Origin of the sequence: Bradyrhizobium sp. ISRA464, assembly GCF_029910095.1 — a bacterium.
In the GTDB taxonomy this organism is placed as follows: domain Bacteria; phylum Pseudomonadota; class Alphaproteobacteria; order Rhizobiales; family Xanthobacteraceae; genus Bradyrhizobium.
The window spans coordinates 681,171-697,707 of the sequence record NZ_CP094526.1 but is presented as its reverse complement, the minus strand read 5'-3'; the positions used below and the strand labels follow the sequence as shown (position 1 = coordinate 697,707).

The 16,537-nt window shown below is 64.4% G+C and carries 17 protein-coding genes; 10 read left to right on the top strand and 7 right to left on the bottom strand.

The window, feature by feature from the left end; translation table 11 throughout:
* Positions 1 to 3 precede the first annotated feature (3 nt).
* Complete coding sequence (gene prfA, locus MTX19_RS03265) at positions 4 to 1,083, top strand: peptide chain release factor 1 (RefSeq protein WP_280982420.1); 1,080 nt, start codon at positions 4 to 6, stop codon at positions 1,081 to 1,083.
* Positions 1,084 to 1,117: 34 nt separating this feature from the next.
* On the opposite strand, the gene MTX19_RS03260 is transcribed toward prfA, so the two are convergent.
* On the bottom strand, positions 1,118 to 1,588 hold the full coding sequence (locus MTX19_RS03260) for a MarR family transcriptional regulator (RefSeq protein ID WP_280982419.1): 471 nt from the start codon (positions 1,586 to 1,588) through the stop codon (positions 1,118 to 1,120).
* 243 nt (positions 1,589 to 1,831) lie between these two features.
* A complete protein-coding gene (locus tag MTX19_RS03255) occupies positions 1,832 to 2,317 on the bottom strand; it encodes a hypothetical protein (RefSeq protein ID WP_280982418.1) in 486 nt (161 codons plus the stop codon).
* A gap of 215 nt (positions 2,318 to 2,532) precedes the next feature.
* Between MTX19_RS03255 and MTX19_RS03250 the strand changes: the two genes are divergently transcribed.
* The 4 genes from MTX19_RS03250 (at position 2,533) to MTX19_RS03235 (ending at position 7,444) form a co-directional block, all read left to right on the top strand.
* Entirely contained in the window at positions 2,533 to 3,888 is a 1,356-nt protein-coding gene (locus tag MTX19_RS03250) for a substrate-binding protein (RefSeq protein WP_280982417.1), read from the top strand.
* A gap of 112 nt (positions 3,889 to 4,000) precedes the next feature.
* Complete coding sequence (locus MTX19_RS03245; protein WP_280982416.1) at positions 4,001 to 4,876, top strand: branched-chain amino acid ABC transporter permease; 876 nt, start codon at positions 4,001 to 4,003, stop codon at positions 4,874 to 4,876.
* 13 nt (positions 4,877 to 4,889) lie between these two features.
* Positions 4,890 to 6,749, top strand: a complete 1,860-nt coding sequence (locus tag MTX19_RS03240; RefSeq protein ID WP_280985841.1) for a branched-chain amino acid ABC transporter ATP-binding protein/permease — start codon at positions 4,890 to 4,892, stop codon at positions 6,747 to 6,749.
* Entirely contained in the window at positions 6,746 to 7,444 is a 699-nt protein-coding gene (locus MTX19_RS03235; protein WP_280982414.1) for an ABC transporter ATP-binding protein, read from the top strand. Before MTX19_RS03240 ends, MTX19_RS03235 begins: the two co-directional genes overlap by 4 nt.
* A gap of 13 nt (positions 7,445 to 7,457) precedes the next feature.
* Here MTX19_RS03235 and MTX19_RS03230 read toward each other — a convergent pair whose 3' ends face one another.
* Positions 7,458 to 7,883, bottom strand: coding sequence for an HIT family protein (locus MTX19_RS03230; protein WP_280984679.1), 426 nt, complete (start codon positions 7,881 to 7,883; stop codon positions 7,458 to 7,460).
* Positions 7,884 to 7,988: 105 nt separating this feature from the next.
* On the opposite strand from MTX19_RS03230, the gene prmC reads away from it, so the two are divergent.
* Both prmC and MTX19_RS03220 read left to right on the top strand, forming a co-directional pair.
* Positions 7,989 to 8,879: a peptide chain release factor N(5)-glutamine methyltransferase gene (gene prmC, locus MTX19_RS03225; RefSeq protein ID WP_280982413.1), complete on the top strand. Its 891-nt coding sequence runs from the start codon at positions 7,989 to 7,991 to the stop codon at positions 8,877 to 8,879.
* A 440-nt stretch (positions 8,880 to 9,319) separates the two neighbouring features.
* Positions 9,320 to 10,033 (top strand): DUF4167 domain-containing protein, encoded by a 714-nt coding sequence (locus MTX19_RS03220; RefSeq protein ID WP_280982412.1) that lies wholly within the window; start codon positions 9,320 to 9,322, stop codon positions 10,031 to 10,033.
* Positions 10,034 to 10,178: 145 nt separating this feature from the next.
* Here the strand turns inward: MTX19_RS03220 and MTX19_RS03215 are convergent, their stop codons facing one another.
* Complete coding sequence (locus tag MTX19_RS03215) at positions 10,179 to 10,949, bottom strand: methyltransferase domain-containing protein (RefSeq protein WP_280982411.1); 771 nt, start codon at positions 10,947 to 10,949, stop codon at positions 10,179 to 10,181.
* A gap of 232 nt (positions 10,950 to 11,181) precedes the next feature.
* Between MTX19_RS03215 and gloB the strand changes: the two genes are divergently transcribed.
* Both gloB and MTX19_RS03205 read left to right on the top strand, forming a co-directional pair.
* Positions 11,182 to 11,949: a hydroxyacylglutathione hydrolase gene (gene gloB / locus MTX19_RS03210; protein WP_280982410.1), complete on the top strand. Its 768-nt coding sequence runs from the start codon at positions 11,182 to 11,184 to the stop codon at positions 11,947 to 11,949.
* The gene (locus tag MTX19_RS03205) at positions 11,949 to 12,383 is read left to right on the top strand and encodes a cupin domain-containing protein (RefSeq protein ID WP_280982409.1); all 435 of its coding nucleotides are present in this window, start codon (positions 11,949 to 11,951) and stop codon (positions 12,381 to 12,383) included. The genes gloB and MTX19_RS03205 overlap by 1 nt, the downstream gene beginning before the upstream one ends.
* Positions 12,384 to 12,458: 75 nt before the next feature.
* On the opposite strand, the gene MTX19_RS03200 is transcribed toward MTX19_RS03205, so the two are convergent.
* The 3 genes from MTX19_RS03200 to MTX19_RS03190 form a co-directional block, all read right to left on the bottom strand.
* Positions 12,459 to 13,331 (bottom strand): EamA family transporter, encoded by an 873-nt coding sequence (locus MTX19_RS03200; protein ID WP_280982408.1) that lies wholly within the window; start codon positions 13,329 to 13,331, stop codon positions 12,459 to 12,461.
* 168 nt (positions 13,332 to 13,499) lie between these two features.
* Positions 13,500 to 14,225 (bottom strand): acetoacetyl-CoA reductase, encoded by a 726-nt coding sequence (phbB, locus tag MTX19_RS03195; RefSeq protein WP_280982407.1) that lies wholly within the window; start codon positions 14,223 to 14,225, stop codon positions 13,500 to 13,502.
* 171 nt (positions 14,226 to 14,396) lie between these two features.
* A complete protein-coding gene (locus MTX19_RS03190; RefSeq protein ID WP_280982406.1) occupies positions 14,397 to 15,575 on the bottom strand; it encodes an acetyl-CoA C-acetyltransferase in 1,179 nt (392 codons plus the stop codon).
* Between the two features lie 314 nt (positions 15,576 to 15,889).
* On the opposite strand from MTX19_RS03190, the gene phaR reads away from it, so the two are divergent.
* The gene (phaR, locus tag MTX19_RS03185) at positions 15,890 to 16,477 is read left to right on the top strand and encodes a polyhydroxyalkanoate synthesis repressor PhaR (RefSeq protein ID WP_280982405.1); all 588 of its coding nucleotides are present in this window, start codon (positions 15,890 to 15,892) and stop codon (positions 16,475 to 16,477) included.
* The last annotated feature ends 60 nt before the right edge of the window (positions 16,478 to 16,537 follow it).

The following is a 16,537-nucleotide window of genomic DNA, read 5'->3' as shown; positions in this document are numbered from 1 at the left end:
CCCATGTTACCCGAAGCCAAACTCGATATCCTGCTCGCCCACCACGCTTCGCTCGAGGCCGAACTGCTGGGCCAGGTGAATTCCGAGCGTTATGTTGCTATCACGCGCGAATTGTCCGAGCTCAATCCGCTGATCGATGCGGTCAAGGCCTATCGCACCGCGCGATCAGAGCTTGCCGGCGCCGAGGCGCTGCTGGCGGATGCCACGACCGATCCCGAGATGCGCAGCATGGCGGAAGCCGAGCTGGAAACGCTGCAAGTACGCATCGGCGAGCTCGAGCAGAAGATCCGCATCGCGCTGTTGCCCAAGGACGCCATGGACGACCGCAACGTGATGCTGGAAATCCGCGCCGGCACCGGCGGCGACGAGGCCTCGCTGTTCGCAGGCGACCTGTTCCGGATGTATGAGCGCTTCGCCAACCTGCAGGGCTGGAAGGTCGAGGTGATCTCGGCGAGCGAAGGCACCGTCGGCGGCTACAAGGAAATCATCGCCGAGGTGCAGGGCCGCGGCGCATTCGCGAAGCTGAAATTCGAGTCCGGCGTGCATCGCGTGCAGCGCGTGCCCGACACCGAGACGCAGGGCCGCATCCATACCTCCGCCGCGACGGTCGCCGTGCTGCCGGAGGTCGAGGACGTCGACGTCGACATCAAGAACGAGGACTTGCGGATCGAGACCATGCGCGCGCAGGGCGCAGGCGGCCAGCACGTCAACAAGACCGAATCGGCGATCCGCATCACCCACATCCCGACCGGGATCGTGGTGATGATGCAGGACAGCCGCTCGCAGCACAAGAACCGCGCATCGGCGATGAACATCCTGCGCTCGCGCATCTATGATGCCGAGCGCCAGCGGGTCGAAGCCGCGCGCTCGGCCGACCGCAAGGAGAAGGTGGGCTCCGGCGACCGCTCTGAGCGCATCCGCACCTACAACTTCCCGCAAGGACGCGTCACCGATCACCGCATCAATCTGACGCTCTACAAGCTGCCGCAGGTCATCTCGGGCGAAGCACTCGGCGAACTGATCGACGCGCTGACGACGGAGCATCAGGCCGCACAACTCGCAGCGCAGGGCGCGGCGGCGTAACGGGCACCTCCGGATCGGCCGAGGGCAGCGCCGTTCACGGCTCGCCGGGCGGCGGAGACGACTTCAGCAAGCGATGCAACGCCGGACTCGCGGCACGCCGAAGCTCCTCGACATTCCTCTTGGAGAGCGCCTGCAGCTTCTGCTCCCCCTTCTTGGTCAGCTTGAGCTGAACGCGCCTGGCATCCGTGGGGTCGGAAACGCGGCTGATCAGCCCGAGCTTCGCCATGCGATTCATCAGCTCGACGGCGGAGTGGTGCCGGATCAACAGGAACCGCGCGATATCGCCGACGGTCGCGGGACCGGGATGGACAAACCCCTTGATGCCGAGCAACGCCTGATGCTGCTGCGGCGTCAGTCCGGCCTTCCGCGCCGCATTCTCGCTGAATGCGAGGAACGACCGCAGCCGGTATCGGAAACGCGCCAGCGCCTCATAATCGACCGCCCCGGCCGCAGCACTGCGCGTCGTGGTTCCGGCTGGCGCTTGTCGGTGCTTCGATGGAGGCATGTCATCCCTGTCCTGGCTGCCTGCCGATTGGCGGTAACAGGATGACGCTAGCAAGACGAAGCGGAACAGACCATCCCGCCCACTGTCGCAGCTCACGTTTTCAACGACTTAGAGCGTTTTCGAGCGAAGTGGACATTGGTTCGTGTGAAGAAAGCACGTCAAAACAAAAATCTAGAGCTTCGGTTCTGATTCAATCAGAACCGAAAATGCTCTAGCCGTCAGCTCGGCCCGCTCCGCACGCCATCAAGGCTGCGGCCACTGATCGTAGCTCGAACTCAGGATCTTCAGCAGCACGATCTGGAAGGCGACGGGAATGCGTGGGCTCCTGCGGCGGATCGATTTCTCCAGCGCTTCGGTGATTTCGCTCCTGGTGAGACGTCCGGCCGACGCACGCTCGATCAGGTCGCCCCACACCACCGACAGCGATTTGCCGGTGTGGTGCGGCGACGGAATCGAGATCCCGCGCGCCTGCGCCCAATCCACGATCTCGCGCGTCGTTTGCGGCCCGCAATTGCGCGCGGTCGCAAGATGCCGGGCCGTCAGCTCGCGGAGCAGATCGTCCGACGGCGACCATCCCGTCTTCGGCGGCACCTCGCCTCTGAGCTCGACCGCCAGTTCCTTCAGCACGTTCATCGCGCGAACGCTCAAGCCGCAGGGCTCCGCGGTGCCGTGGTCCGCAGCGACGCCGCCTCCGGGACCTTCCTTCCGTTCTGACGTTTCTTCGATCATGTCTCCTCATTACAGGACCGGCAGCTGATTGGTAAATCATCGATATATCGTTGACCGATATAGTTCGACGAAAGTGACATTGACTAAATGTGCGGGAGGACAATGCTAGGCTAAACGGGCTGCTCCATTGCAGCCGGCGCATTTTGCCGTGGGTCGACCGATCCGGCGACGGGATCATGCGCGCCAATAATCATGTGTTTGGAGGATATTGAGCGATGAGCACCAAGGAGTTTCGGCCGGGCGGAGGATTGAACGTTTCGCGTCGTACCCTGCTGCAGGCCGGCGCGGGCTTGATCGGCGGCACGGTGCTTCCGGCTTCTGTTACCGCACCGGCATTGGCCGCGGATCATCCGGCGATCGGGACCTATCCCGCCGGCTCATCCGGTTCTTCGGTCTTCATCGGAATCTCGGTGCCGCGCACCGGCACCTATGCAGTACAGGGCGAGGACGAGCTCAAGGGCTATGAGCTCGCGATCGAGCACATCAACAGCGGGCACGAGCTGATCAAGAAGATCTCGCCGAAGACCACCAAGGGCGTGCTCGGCAAGGAATTGAAGTACGGCGTCGCGGACTCCGCAGCGAAGCCGAACGAAGCCGTGCAGGCGCAGCAGCGCTTCATCACCGAGAACAAGGCCGTGATGATCACCGGCGGCACCTCCAGCGCTGTTGCGGTGGCGCTCAACAAGCTGGCGCAGCGCGAGAAGGTAATCTTCGTCTGCGGCATCTCGGGCTCGAACGACACCACCGGCAAGGATTGCGTGCGCTACGGCTTCCGCCAGGATTTCTTCGGTCAGACCGCGGCGGCGGCGATCGCGCCGGTGCTGATCAAGCAGTTCGGCAAGAACAAGAAGGCCGCCTACCTGACGCCGGACTACACCTACGGCCACACCGTCACCAAATCGATGCAGGACTACCTCGCCCAAGCGGGCTGGACCACCAGCACCAACCAGGTGTCGCCGCTCGGCGCGCCCGACTACTCGTCATATCTGCTCAACGTCGCGAACTCCGGCGCGGACGTGCTGATCAACGTCAACTGGGGCCATGACGCCGTGCTGTCGACGCAGCAGGCCAAGCAGTTCGGCGTGCTCGACAAGATGAAGCTCGTGGTGCCCTACCAGGTGCCGTTCATCGCCCGCGAGACCGGCGGCCTGATGCAGGGCGTCTATGCCGCGACCGACTACTGGTGGACGATCGAGGACAAGTATCCGCTGGCCAAGATGTTCAACGATGCGTTCGACAAGAAGTACGGCTACAAGCCGGAGTGGGGCGCGGAGAACGCCTATGTCAGCTTCGCGCACTGGGCCCGCATGGTCGAGGAGGCCGGCAGCTTCTATCCGCCCGACGTGATCAAGACCTATGAGAAGGGCGAGACCCTCCCGTCGCTGGTCGGCGATGTCCATTATCGCGCGGAAGATCACCAGTGCGTCCGCCCGGTCATCATCGTCCGGGGCAAGATGGAAAAGGACATGAAGAACAAGGAGGACTATTACGAGGTCATCGAGATCGTACCCGGCGAGGGGTTGATGCAGAAGCCGGACGCATTCGGCTGCCATCTCGGCGACTACACCTGATTAAGCGTGGGAACTTAGGCGCCGTGGGCGGAGTTACTCGCCCGCGGCGTTGTTTTGTGTCGGAACGCTTGCGACGGCACACATTCGTTGAGCAGCCATGTGAAGTGTCGCCATGATCAACTGGCCGAATTTCGTCTCGCAACTGTTCAACGGCCTCGCGCTCGGCGCGCTGCTGGCACTGATCAGCTCCGGATTGACCATCATCTACGGCACCCTCGGGGTGCTCAATCTCGCGCACGGCGCGATGTTCATGATCGGCGGCTATGCCGGATACGTCGCCTACACCTACACGGGCTCGTTCATCCTCGCGGTCATCGCGGGATCGCTGTTCGTGATGGTCCTCGGCGTAGTGATGGAGCGCGTCATCATCCGCCACTTCTATCACCGTCCGCATGAGGACCAGCTCCTGGTCACGTTCGGGCTCGGCATCTGCTTCGTCGAGATCGTGCGGCTGATCTTCAGCAGCCAGTCGCAGGTCGTGCCGCCGCCGGCGACGCTGCAGGGCATCACCTCGCTCGGCTTCCTGTTCTATCCGACCTATCGCCTCGCGGTCGTCGGCATCGTCGCGGTCGCGCTCGGCGCGCTGTTCCTGGTCCTCTACCGCACGCGGCTTGGGATGATCGTGCGCGCCGGCATCGAGGATTCGGTAATGGTCGATTCGCTCGGCATCAACGTCTACCGCGTCTTCATGATCGTGTTCGGCATCGGCGCGATGGCCGCGGGCTTTGCCGGCATCATCAATGCGCCGGTGGTCTCGCTCACGCCGGGCGTCGGCGACGACATCCTGGTCGAGACCTTCGTGGTGGTGGTGATCGGCGGCGTCGGCTCGTTTCCCGGCGCGATCCTCGGCGGCCTGATCGCCGGCGAGATCATCAGCATCACCTCGATGTTCAACCCAGGCTACGCCTATGTCATGCTGTTCGCGGCGATGACGCTCGTGCTCGTGCTGCGACCGCACGGCCTGCTCGGCACGCAGGGCCGCGAATGACGACGGATCAACAATGCTGAAACAGCGCCCCTTTCTGATCGAGACCCTGACGGCCATAGGCCTGATCGCCGCGCCTTTCGTGCTGCCGCTGCTCGGATTTGCGCCGAACACGGTGAACCGGATCCTGGTCTGGGGCCTGTTCGGCCTCGGCTTCGATATCCTGTTCGGCTTCACCGGCCTGTTGTCGTTCGGCCAATCCGCGTTCTACGGAACCGGCGGCTTCGTCGCGGCGTATCTGTTGACCCAGGCCGGCTTCCCGAATGTCGTGCTTGCGCTCATCATCGGCATGATCGCGGCCGCCGCCACCGGCTATCTGATCGGCCTGATCGCGTTGCGCCGGACCGGCATCTACTTCGCCATGATCACGGTCGCGATCGCGGAGGTGTTCTTCTTCGTCGAGTTCAATCCGCTGTCGGACTTCACCGGCGGCGAAAACGGGCTGCCGGGCGTGCCGACCCCGAGCTTCAATCTCGGCTTCACCACGCTGCATTTCACCACCGGCTGGTCGCTCTACCAGTTCCTGGCGCTGTGCTACTTCATCGGCGTCGCGATTGCACTGCGCATCGTCCGCTCGCCGGTCGGCGCCATCTTCAACGCCATCCGCGACAACCCGCTGCGGGCGACGGCGGTCGGCCACAACATCCACGGCTACAAGCTGACCGCCTTCGTGATCGCCGCCGCCTATGCAGGATTTGCCGGCGGCCTGTTGGGCGTGCTGCAGGCCTTCATGCCGCCCGACGCCTTCACCTTCGACACCTCAGGGCAGCTCGTGATGCAGACGGCGATTGGCGGTCGCGGCACCCTGTTTGGGCCGCTGGTCGGCGCCGCCGTCTGGCTGTCGCTGCAGGATTTCCTGCAGGCCACGCTCGGGCTGGGCGCCGCCTGGAAGCTCGTGCTCGGTATCGTCTTCGTGCTGCTGGTGTGCTTCCTGCGCCGCGGCATCGTCGGCGGCCTCGTGGATCTCTACGGGCTCCTGACCGGACGGCGCGGCAAGGCGCCGGACGAGAGCGCGCCGCTGGACAGCGCGGTGACCGCCGAAGCCAGCCCCGCCCGGCAGATCGCAGCCGCACCGATGCCGGCGCGACACCGCGCCGCCGCCGATCCGTCCGGCCCGATCCTGCAGGCCAAGGGCCTGACCAAGCGCTACGGCGGACTGGTCGCCAACAGCAATATCGATTTCACGGTCAACCATGGCGAGCTGCGCGGCATCATCGGCCCGAACGGCGCTGGCAAGTCGACCTTCTTCAAGATGCTGACCTGCGAGGTTCATCCGACCTCGGGCACCATCATGTTCGAGGGCCGCGACATCACCGGAATGAACGTCACGGATGTCTGTCAGCTCGGGCTGACCAAGAGCTACCAGGTCAACCAGCTATTCGCCGGACTGACCGTCCGCGAGAACCTGGTGATCGCGGCCCTGTCGGCGCTTCGCGGCAAGTTCCGGCTCGATCTGTTCCGCAGCATCGACAGCATTCCCGGCCTGTCCGAGCAGGTGCAGCACACGCTCGAGCTAGTCAATCTCGCGGCGAGGCCAGACACGCCGGTGTCCGAGCTCGCTTATGGCGAAAAGCGCCGGCTCGAGATCGGACTGGCGCTCGCGACGTCGCCGAGCCTGCTGCTGCTCGACGAACCGCTGGCCGGCATGAGCCCGCGCGAGCGCGTCGAGACCGTCAAGCTGCTGAAGTCGATCAGCCGGGGCCGGACGATGATCATCATCGACCACGACATGGACGCGCTGTTCGAGCTCGCCGAGCGCGTGACCGTGCTGCAGGAAGGCCGCGTCCTGGTCGAAGGAACGCCCGAAGAGATCAAGAACAACTCGACCGTCCAGGAGGCCTATCTCGGCGGCGTGCATGGAGAGCTCGCCGCATGAGCCTGCTCGAGGTCAACGGACTGAACAGCTATTACGGGGATTCCCATATCCTGTTCGACGTCTCGCTGCGCGTCGAGCGCAACGAGGTGGTGGCGCTGCTCGGCCGCAACGGCGCCGGCAAGAGCACGACGCTGAAGAGCTTGATGGGCGTGGTGACGCCGCGCAGCGGTTCGGTGATGTTCGACGGCGCCGAGGTCGCCGGCAGGAAGAGCCACAGGATCGCGCAGGCCGGCATGCAGCTGGTCCATGAGGAACGCCGCATCTTCGGCAGCCTCAGCGTCGAGGAGAATCTCGTCATCGCCGGGCTGACCGCCTCGCAGCGCTGGCCGCTCGACCGCATCTACGAGATGTTTCCGCGGCTCAGGGAGCGCCGGGGCAATCGCGGCACCGACCTGTCGGGCGGCGAACAGCAGATGCTGGCGATTGCCCGCGCGCTGGTGCGCGACCCGAAGATCATCCTGCTCGACGAGCCGTTCGAGGGGCTGGCGCCGGTCATCGTGCGCGACCTGATGAAGGCATGCCGCGAGCTTGCCGAGGCCGGACAGACCATCGTGCTGGTGGAGCAGAACCTGGCCGCCACACTAGCGCTCGCGGAGCGCATCTACATCATCAACAATGGACATATCGTCCATGAGGGACCTGCGGAGGAGATCAAGGCGCAGCCCGACGTGCTGCAGCGCTATCTCGGGGTCTAGGCCAGAGTCCAGCTCAGTTTCCGAGCGCGGCGATCATCCGCCTGGCATGATCGGCAAGCACATCCATGTCTTCCTTGCGGGTCTGGGGCGGCAGCAGCGCCACGCCGTCTTTGACCGGCATCACATGCATGTGCAGGTGAAGGACCACCTGGCCGCTGGCGGGTTCGCTGAATTGCTGGATGATGATGCCGTCCGCGTGGAAGGCTTTCATCGCGGCGATGGCGACGCGTTTCGCCGACCGGGCGACCTCCGCAAGGTCATCTTCCGCGATATCGAGGATTCCGCGCGCTCGTGCTTTCGGAATCACCAGGGTATGCCCCGGCGAGCGCGGCATGATGTCGAGGAAGGCGAAGGTCCGGTCGTTTTCGTAGACCTTGAAGCTCGGGATCTCGCCGCGCAGGATCTTGGCGAAGATGTTCTGGTCGTCATAAGACGTCATGGTCGTCGCTTCCGGATCGAGTCGTTCAGCCGTCAACCGTGCGCGGCCGGCGCGCACGGCGCAAGTGATATCGACGCCGCGTCGACCATCGGCTAACAACGCGCGATGAGCGAACCCGCTGACAATGGCAGCCAGACCGTCGAGACCATCAGGCGCGCGCTCTCCGCGCGCCTCAAGGCCGCCGGCAACGGCTCCGCTGAGCTCGATGCACGGCTCCTGGTCGGCGCCGCGCTCGGCCTCGATCTGACCGGCATCATCACGGCGGCAGGCCGCGTGATCACGCCGGACGAATCGGATCGCCTCGAAGCCTTCGCGCAACGCCGCCTCGCCGGCGAACCGGTTGCCCGCATTCTCGGCATGAAGGAGTTTTGGGGACTGCCGCTCAAGCTCTCGGCTGCCACGCTGGTGCCGCGGCCCGACACCGAAACGGTGGTCGAGCGCGCGCTGGAGCTGTTGCGCGCCGACGGCGCGACCGATCGCGCGCTGCGGATCGCCGATCTTGGCACGGGCTCCGGCGCGATCCTGCTGGCGCTGCTCTCGGAACTGCCGCATGCGCGCGGCTTCGGAACCGATATCTCGACGGAGGCGCTGCAGACGGCGAGCCGGAACGCCGCGGAGCTCGGACTTGCGGATCGCGCAACATGGATTATGTGTGACTACGGCAGTGGGCTCACAGGCGCGTTCGATTTGATCGTGTCCAACCCGCCCTATATCCGCACAACCGACATTGAAGGTCTCGCCGCCGAAGTGCGTGACCATGATCCGCGTGCGGCGCTTGATGGCGGCACGGACGGGCTCGACGCCTACCGCGCGCTGATTGCGCAATCTACGGGTCTTTTGACGTCACGTGGCCTTCTGGTTGTGGAAGTCGGTCTCGGCGAGAGCGACGACATTGAAGCCCTGATGACGGCATCGGGATTATCCCCAACGGGACCGCCCAGGGCCGATCTCGGGGGCATCCCACGGGCGGTTTCGGCCCGGCGACTGCCCCGATAAAGTCCTATTTGAACGCAAAAAACCTCTTGGAATATCCCCCGGGAACGACTACGTTCCGGGCACAACATCGGTGCTGGCCCCGTAGCCTACGGGTGATGACCAGGGTTCTCGACGGGAACCCGCCGATTGAAAGGTTCCAAGAACGCAGGTCACATAGAGCGCAAGAGCCTGAGCCGTGCTGCTCTCGACCGCCAAGCGAACGAAAGCCTGTTATTGCGCTTGAAGACTTACGCAAGAGAACTGCGCCTGTCTCGACGGGCGGAATGATTTGGTCGCCGGCGAGGTCGTCGGCGGTTGGGGAACGCGTCTTTGCTGAACGCGATGGTCGGCAAATCGAAGCCAAATTCGAACGGTAGTGCGATTCCGTGCGCGTGAGCGCGCACCGAATCGAACGTAGCAATGGACGGCAATAACTTCAGGGCTGGAATAAAAGGCGACAGATGAGAAACGGTCAGAATAACAAGCGGATGCGCAACCGGAACAATAACAATAACAACAACAACAACCGGCGCGGCCAGAATCCCCTGACACGGGTGTATGAATCGAACGGACCCGACATCAAGATCCGCGGCACGGCCTCCCACGTGGCCGAGAAATATGTCCAACTTGCCCGCGACGCGCGCTCCTCCGGCGACCCCGTGGCCGCCGAAAACTACTACCAACATGCCGAGCACTATTACCGGATCATCGCGGCCGCTCAGGAGCAGTTCCGGCAGAACCAGCAGCAGCCGCGCCCCGACGCCGAAGTGACGCTGTCCGAGGACGGCGACGACGACGGCTACTCGAGCTTTGGTCAGGAGCCGGGCTTCGTGCCGCAGCCGCAGCCCTATATGCGCGACAACGGGCAGCAGCCCTACCAGCGCGACCAGCAGCAGCCGCGCGAGCATCGTCCGCAGCCGCGCGAATATCAGCCGCAGCCGCAGAGCCAGCCGCAACCCGCGATGGCCGATGCCGGCGGCGTCGATCGCTTGCCCTCCTTCATCACCGGAAGCCCGCAGCCGCCGGCCAACGGCACCTATGAAGGCAATGGCGGCGGGGAACGCAGCGAGCGTGGCGAACGCTTCCCGCGCCGCCGCCGTCGGCCGCACGGCCCGCGTCCCGAGATGGCCGCGCAGCCGGCGCCGAGCGAGGATATCAATCCGGGCAACGATTAAGGCTTCGCATCAATCTTGAGAAAAGGGCGGGCAACGCGTGAGGCGGCCCGCCCTTCGCTTTTGCGCCCTTTGCTTTTGCCCGCGCATTTTCGGTTCTGACTGAATCAGAACCAAAGCTCCGGGCTCGTGCTTTGACGCGTTTTCTTCACACGATCCGGCGTCCGCGTCGCTCGAAAACGCTTTGTCCGCGCGTCGCCGTCGACGACGGCACCAGCACCGGCTGTAGCGACGGGATCAGCCGCGTGCGCTCGCGGTGCGCGGGAATCGCGCGATAGACCTGCTTGCTGGCCTCGACGATATGCACGCCGGCGAACGGCAGCGACAGCGCCGCGCCGACGCGCTCCCATGCCATCGCCGAGCGCAGGAACCAGCCGCCCTGCACCGGCGGCATGAACAGCGCCTCGCCCCATGCCGTCGGCGTGAACCAGGTCTGCCGCAACAGTTGCGTGATCTGCGCGCGCGAATACGGGCGACCATGGCCGAACGGCGTGTTGTCGGTGCGCGTCCATACGCCGCGGCGATTCGGGATCACGGCGATCAGCCGCCCGGACGGCGCCAGCACCCGCCAGACCTCGCGCAACAGCCGCTCCGGATCGTCCGACATCTCCAGCGCGTGCACCAGCAGCACGCGGTCGACCGCGGCATCCTGCAGCGGCATCGAGAATTCATCGATCAGGGTCGCGAGCGCGGGCCGCCCGGTCGGCCATTTCAGCACACCCTGGGCCGCCGGCATGAAGGCGATGCAGCGCTCGCAGGACTCGCGAAACAGGCCGAGATAGGGCGTCGGATAGCCGAGCCCGAGCACGCGCTGCCCTTCCGCATTGGGCCAGCGTTCACGGATGCCGCGGTTGATCAGCTGCCGGGCCACGATGCCGAGGCGCTGCGAATAGAAGTCGCGGAGGTCTATGACGTCCATGAGTCCAACCTAACATGCCGCTTGCGGCCGCGGCGCGCGGAAAATTGCGTTGCCGCAGGAGCGTTAACGCCGTATTTCACCCCTATATTTGGCGTGTTAGAGCATGATCCGAAAAAGTGGGAACCGGTTTTTTCGATAGGATCAGGCCCAGCTAGAGAGACGTCAGAGCATGGTCCGGTCCCAGGCGGATCATGCTCTGGCGTCCTCGCCCAAGCACTTCGTGGAGATATTCATGGCCGCCGAAATTCGTACCTTTACCTGCCTCACCGACAATTTCGGTTACCTGGTCCACGACCCCGCGACCAAGGCCACGGCGTCGATCGACGCGCCGGAGGCCGCACCCATCATCAAGGCGCTGGAGCGTGAGGGCTGGACGCTGACCGACATCCTGATCACCCATCACCATGGCGACCATGTCGGCGGCGTCGCCGAGCTGAAGCAGAAATACGGCTGCCGCGTCGTCGCCCCGCATGACAAGTCCGCGAAGATCGCCAATGTCGACCTGCGCGCCGCCAATGCCGACGTGATCAAGGTCGGCAGCCTGCTGGCGCGCGTGGTGGAGACGCCCGGCCACACGCTCGACCACATCTCCTACGTGTTCGACGGCGAGAAGGCGGTGTTCGCTGCCGACACGCTGTTCTCGATCGGATGCGGCCGGGTGTTCGAAGGCAACTACCCCATGATGTGGGATTCGCTGCTGAAGCTGCGTTCGCTGCCGGACGACTTCCGGCTCTATTGCGGCCATGAGTACACCGCCTCCAACGTCAAATTCGCGCTGACGGTCGAACCCGACAATCCGGCGCTGCAGGCCCGCGCCGCCGAGGTCACGCAGCTGCGCGCCGAGAACAAGCCGACGATTCCCGTGCTGCTCGGCGACGAGAAGAAGGCCAACGTGTTCCTGCGGGCCGACGAGCCTTCGGTCGCGGCGAAGCTCCGCATGAAGGGCGCCGATCCGGCCGAAGTGTTCGGTGAGCTCCGCGAGCGCAAGAACAAATCCTGATGTCGCAGCCCTCGGCGGCCGAGATCATCGCGCAGCTCGAGCTGAAGCCGCATCCGGAAGGCGGACATTATCGCGAGACGTTTCGCGACAAGCGCTGCGACGGCAGCGGACGCGCCTGCTCGACCGCGATCTACTTCCTGCTCGCGCGCGGCGAGCGCTCGCACTGGCATCGCATCGATGCGGTCGAGGTCTGGCACTACTACGCCGGTGCGCCGCTGGTCCTGCAGATCGCCCATGAGGGCTGCAGCCGGCACAGGGTCACGCTCGGTCCCGACGTCAGCAGCGGCGAACGGCCGCAGGCGATCGTGCCGGCGGGTGCCTGGCAGGCCGCGGAAAGCACCGGAGACTGGACGTTGGTCGGCTGCACCGTGGCGCCGGGATTCGAGTTTGCAAATTTCGAGCTGGCGCCGAGGGGCTGGGAGCCCTCTTCGTAGGATGGGTAGAGCGAAGCGAAACCCATCAATTGGAGCATTGCGCGGCATGATGGGTTTCGCTTCGCTCTACCCATCCTACGTTCTCTTTCTCAACACCATGTCCTTGGCCGCGATCAGGCCACCGCCCGCGATCAGGATCGCAGCGATGGCGATGTTGGCACTCGGTCTGGCGAAGCCCGCGAGGATCAGGAAGGCGGTCGACAATAGCGGCGTGGCATAGGATGCAGCGCCGAGCACGCGGATGTCGCCGCGCTTCATGCCGATGTCCCAGGCGAAGAACGCAGCACCCACCGGGCCGATGCCGAGTCCAACGAGAGCGAGCCATTGCAGCGGCGTCGCGGGCCACACCGTGGTCTCCACCATCAGATGCACGAGCGCGGCGAGCAGCGCGGTGGCGAGGCAGAAGCCGGCCACCGCATCGGTCGGCACCGCCTTCAGCCGGCGCGACATCACCGAGTAGGTCGCCCAGACGAAGGCGGCGACAAAGGCGGCCGCGAAGCCCGGAATCTGGCTCTGCGCGAAGCTGCCGGTGTTGCCCGCGAACAGCAGCACCGTGCCGACCAGGCCCAGCACCGCGCCGACGATGTGATGGACCGCGAGCCGCTCACCCGGCAGCAGCGAGGAGAACAACACGATCAGGAGCGGCCAGAGATAATTGAGCAGGCCTGCTTCCGCCGGCGGCGCGAAGCGCAGCGCCAGGAAATACAGCGCGTGATAGCCGAATAGGCCGCCGACGCCGACGGCCCAGGCGACCGGCGGCTGCTTCAATGCGGCGAAGGCGGACGGACGAAACAGGAAGCTTGCGAACGCCACCGCCGCCCCGATCGCGAAGGTCATCGCGGCGAGCTGGAAGGCCGGAATCTGCCCGGTTGCAACCGTCATGACCGACAAGAGCGACCACATCAGGATGGCGGTCAGTCCAACAAGGGTGGCGGTACGAGTCGACATCAGGGCAAGATCCGGCACGGCCGGGCACGAGCGCAGAACATCTCTTCGCTCAAGCTGCCGCGGCCATCCACGTCATCGTTCGGCCCCCTTGTAATGACGTTGATGCCCGGCACAAGGCCGGGCATCACGACTTGATTGATAACGCCTGCGACGCGACGACGCTTCGCGTCACGCGTGATACTGACCACCATTGATGGTCAGCGTCGAGCCGGTGATGAAGCCGGCATCGTCAGCGGCCAGGAATACGACCGCACGCGCGATCTCCTCCGGCTCGCCGAGGCGATTGACCGGGATCTGCGGAATCACGTTCTTCTCCAGAACGTCCTTCGGCACCGCCTGCACCATCTCGGTGTTGATGTAGCCCGGAGCGATCACGTTGACCGTGATGCCGCCCTTGGCGTTTTCGATCGCGAGCGCCTTGGTGAAGCCGATGTCGCCGGCCTTCGCCGCCGAATAATTGACCTGGCCGAACTGGCCCTTCTGGCCGTTGATCGAGGAGATCGAGATGATGCGGCCGAACTTGCGGGCGCGCATGCCCTCGATCACCTGGCGCGTCATGTTGAACAGCGAGCCGAGATTGGTGTTGATCACGGCATTCCACTGCTCGAGCGTCATCTTGTGGAAGGCAGTGTCGCGAGTGATGCCGGCATTGTTGACCAGCACGTCGACCGGCCCGAGCTCGGCCTCGACCTTCTTCACGCCATCCGCGCAGGCGTCGAACGAGGCAACATCCCATTTGAACACGGGGATGCCGGTTTCGGCCTTGAACTTCTCGGCAGCCGCATCATTGCCGCCGTAAGTCGCCGCCACCTTGTAGCCCGCCGCCTTCAGAGCCTTGCTGATCGCAGCTCCGATGCCCCGCGTTCCGCCCGTCACCAATGCAACACGTGCCATGTCCGATTCCTCCTTGGCCGTCTTTTACAGCCGGAATGACTCCGGCTTTTTTGCACTCACTCACGTACAAAACAAAAATGCCCGGCGCGTGGCCGGGCATCTTATTTATCAGCTCGCGCCGCGGTTGACAGATGATCTTTTCATCACCTAACCCGCCCCGCTGCCTTTTGTTCAGTCGCGTGCAACGCACATGGCGATGCCCATGCCTCCCCCGATGCAGAGCGTCGCGAGACCCTTCTTGGCATCGCGCTTCTGCATCTCGTGCAGCAAGGTCACCAGCACGCGCGCGCCCGACGCACCGATCGGGTGACCGATCGCGATCGCGCCGCCGTTGACGTTGACCTTGGCGGTATCCCAGCCGAGGTCCTTGTTGACCGCGCAGGCCTGCGCCGCGAACGCCTCGTTGGCCTCGATCAGGTCGAGGTCGGCAATGTTCCAGCCGGCCTTCTTCAGCGCGGCGCGCGAGGCGGGGATCGGACCGGTGCCCATGATCTTGGGATCGACGCCGGCCTGCCCCCAGGAGACGATGCGGGCGAGCGGCTTCTTGCCCTGCCGCGCGGCTTCCTTGGCGGTCATCAGCACGACGGCTGCCGCGCCGTCATTGATGCCCGAGGCGTTGCCGGCGGTCACGGTGCCGTCCTTCTCGAAGGCCGCGCGGAGCTTGGCCATCGCGTCGAGGGTGGCGCCATGGCGCGGATATTCGTCGGTGTCGACCACGACGTCGCCCTTGCGGGTCTTGATGGTGACCGGGACGATCTCGTCCTTGAACCTGCCGGCCTTCTGCGCGGCCTCGGCCTTGTTCTGCGAGCCGACGGCGAACTCGTCCTGCTGCGAACGGGTGATCTGGTACTGCTTGGCGACGTTCTCGGCGGTGTTGCCCATGTGGTAGCCGTTGAAGGCATCCCACAGCCCATCCTTGATCATGGTGTCGACCAGTTCGAGGCCGCCCATCTTGACGCCGCCGCGCAGATATTGCGCGTGGGGGGCCATGCTCATGGACTCCTGGCCGCCGGCGACGACGATCGAGGAGTCGCCATTGACCAGTGCCTGGTAGCCGAGGGCGACCGAGCGCAGGCCCGAGCCGCAGAGCTGGTTGACGCCCCAGGCCGGGCTCTCCACCGGGATGCCAGCCGAGATCGAGGCCTGGCGGGCCGGATTCTGGCCCTGCGCGGCGGTGAGGATCTGGCCCATGATGACTTCGGAGACCTGCCCGGGCTCGACGCCCGCGCGCTCCAGCGCCGCCTTGATGGCGATCGCGCCGAGGTCGTGGGCGGGGGTGGTGGCGAACGCGCCGTTGAAGCTGCCGACCGGGGTGCGGGCGGCGCTGACGATGACGACATCGTCTGACATGGACATCTCCTGTGGTTGTGGCTGGGTTTTTTCGACGGCGGGCGGCCGGTTGGCGGGCCTGTCTCTTAACTACCCATCCTGTAAACCTCGTTGAGGCATGTCAATCGGAGTGTGGCCGAATTCGCGCCGCGACGCACTCAAATTGACGCCCTTGGCAGTTTCCTGAGCAATCCCTATGCTTTGAGATTAACCGTGCCGCACAAAACGGTAGCCGAAGCGCTTTGAAAATGCTTACCTTTGCTGCGATGCGTTGCATTTAGCCCTGCGGCGGTGCTGCCGGGTTCCGGATCCTTCGGTGTTTGAAGTGTGAGCCCATGGCAAAATCTGAACAACCGACTACGATCAAGAAGTACGCGAACCGGAGGCTCTATAATACCGGTACGAGCACTTACGTGACACTTGAGGATCTCGCCGCGATGGTGAAGGAAGGCGAGGATTTCCTCGTCTACGACGCCAAGACAGGCGACGACATCACCCGCTCCGTGCTCGCACAAATCATCTTCGAGCAGGAAAACAAGGCCGGGCAGAACCTGCTGCCGACCACGTTCCTGCGCCAGCTGATCCGCTTCTACGGCGACAGCATGCAGATGGTGGTGCCGAAATATCTCGAGCAATCGCTGGAGACGCTGACCAAGGAACAGGAAAAGTTCCGCAAGCAGATCGCCGGCGCCTTGAGCGGAACGCCGTTTGCGCCGCTGGAGGAACAGGTCCGCCGCAACATGGAGCTGTTCCAGCAGACCTTCTCGATGTTCAAGCCGTTCGTGCCGCAGCGTCCCAGCACCGGGTCTGAGAAGGTGCCGGAGCCCGCGCCGGAGAACAACAACATCGACGACCTGCGCCGTCAGATGAAGGACATGCAGGAACGTCTCGAGCGCATGTCGCAGCCGAAGAAGGACGAGTAGGCGTTTCGTCGCGCATTCCGCGCGTTGTGGTCCGTCATGCTGAGGAGGCTGCGAAGCAGC

Excerpts from the sequence above, each read along its gene's own strand:
- prfA (WP_280982420.1), top strand. The coding sequence starts at position 4 with ATGTTACCCGAAGCCAAACTCGATATCCTGCTCGCCCACCACGCTTCG.
- MTX19_RS03260 (WP_280982419.1), bottom strand. The coding sequence starts at position 1,588 with ATGCCTCCATCGAAGCACCGACAAGCGCCAGCCGGAACCACGACGCGC.
- MTX19_RS03255 (WP_280982418.1), bottom strand. The coding sequence starts at position 2,317 with ATGATCGAAGAAACGTCAGAACGGAAGGAAGGTCCCGGAGGCGGCGTC.
- MTX19_RS03250 (WP_280982417.1), top strand. The coding sequence starts at position 2,533 with ATGAGCACCAAGGAGTTTCGGCCGGGCGGAGGATTGAACGTTTCGCGT.
- MTX19_RS03245 (WP_280982416.1), top strand. The coding sequence starts at position 4,001 with ATGATCAACTGGCCGAATTTCGTCTCGCAACTGTTCAACGGCCTCGCG.
- MTX19_RS03240 (WP_280985841.1), top strand. The coding sequence starts at position 4,890 with ATGCTGAAACAGCGCCCCTTTCTGATCGAGACCCTGACGGCCATAGGC.
- MTX19_RS03235 (WP_280982414.1), top strand. The coding sequence starts at position 6,746 with ATGAGCCTGCTCGAGGTCAACGGACTGAACAGCTATTACGGGGATTCC.
- MTX19_RS03230 (WP_280984679.1), bottom strand. The coding sequence starts at position 7,883 with ATGACGTCTTATGACGACCAGAACATCTTCGCCAAGATCCTGCGCGGC.
- prmC (WP_280982413.1), top strand. The coding sequence starts at position 7,989 with ATGAGCGAACCCGCTGACAATGGCAGCCAGACCGTCGAGACCATCAGG.
- MTX19_RS03220 (WP_280982412.1), top strand. The coding sequence starts at position 9,320 with ATGAGAAACGGTCAGAATAACAAGCGGATGCGCAACCGGAACAATAAC.
- MTX19_RS03215 (WP_280982411.1), bottom strand. The coding sequence starts at position 10,949 with ATGGACGTCATAGACCTCCGCGACTTCTATTCGCAGCGCCTCGGCATC.
- gloB (WP_280982410.1), top strand. The coding sequence starts at position 11,182 with ATGGCCGCCGAAATTCGTACCTTTACCTGCCTCACCGACAATTTCGGT.
- MTX19_RS03205 (WP_280982409.1), top strand. The coding sequence starts at position 11,949 with ATGTCGCAGCCCTCGGCGGCCGAGATCATCGCGCAGCTCGAGCTGAAG.
- MTX19_RS03200 (WP_280982408.1), bottom strand. The coding sequence starts at position 13,331 with ATGTCGACTCGTACCGCCACCCTTGTTGGACTGACCGCCATCCTGATG.
- phbB (WP_280982407.1), bottom strand. The coding sequence starts at position 14,225 with ATGGCACGTGTTGCATTGGTGACGGGCGGAACGCGGGGCATCGGAGCT.
- MTX19_RS03190 (WP_280982406.1), bottom strand. The coding sequence starts at position 15,575 with ATGTCAGACGATGTCGTCATCGTCAGCGCCGCCCGCACCCCGGTCGGC.
- phaR (WP_280982405.1), top strand. The coding sequence starts at position 15,890 with ATGGCAAAATCTGAACAACCGACTACGATCAAGAAGTACGCGAACCGG.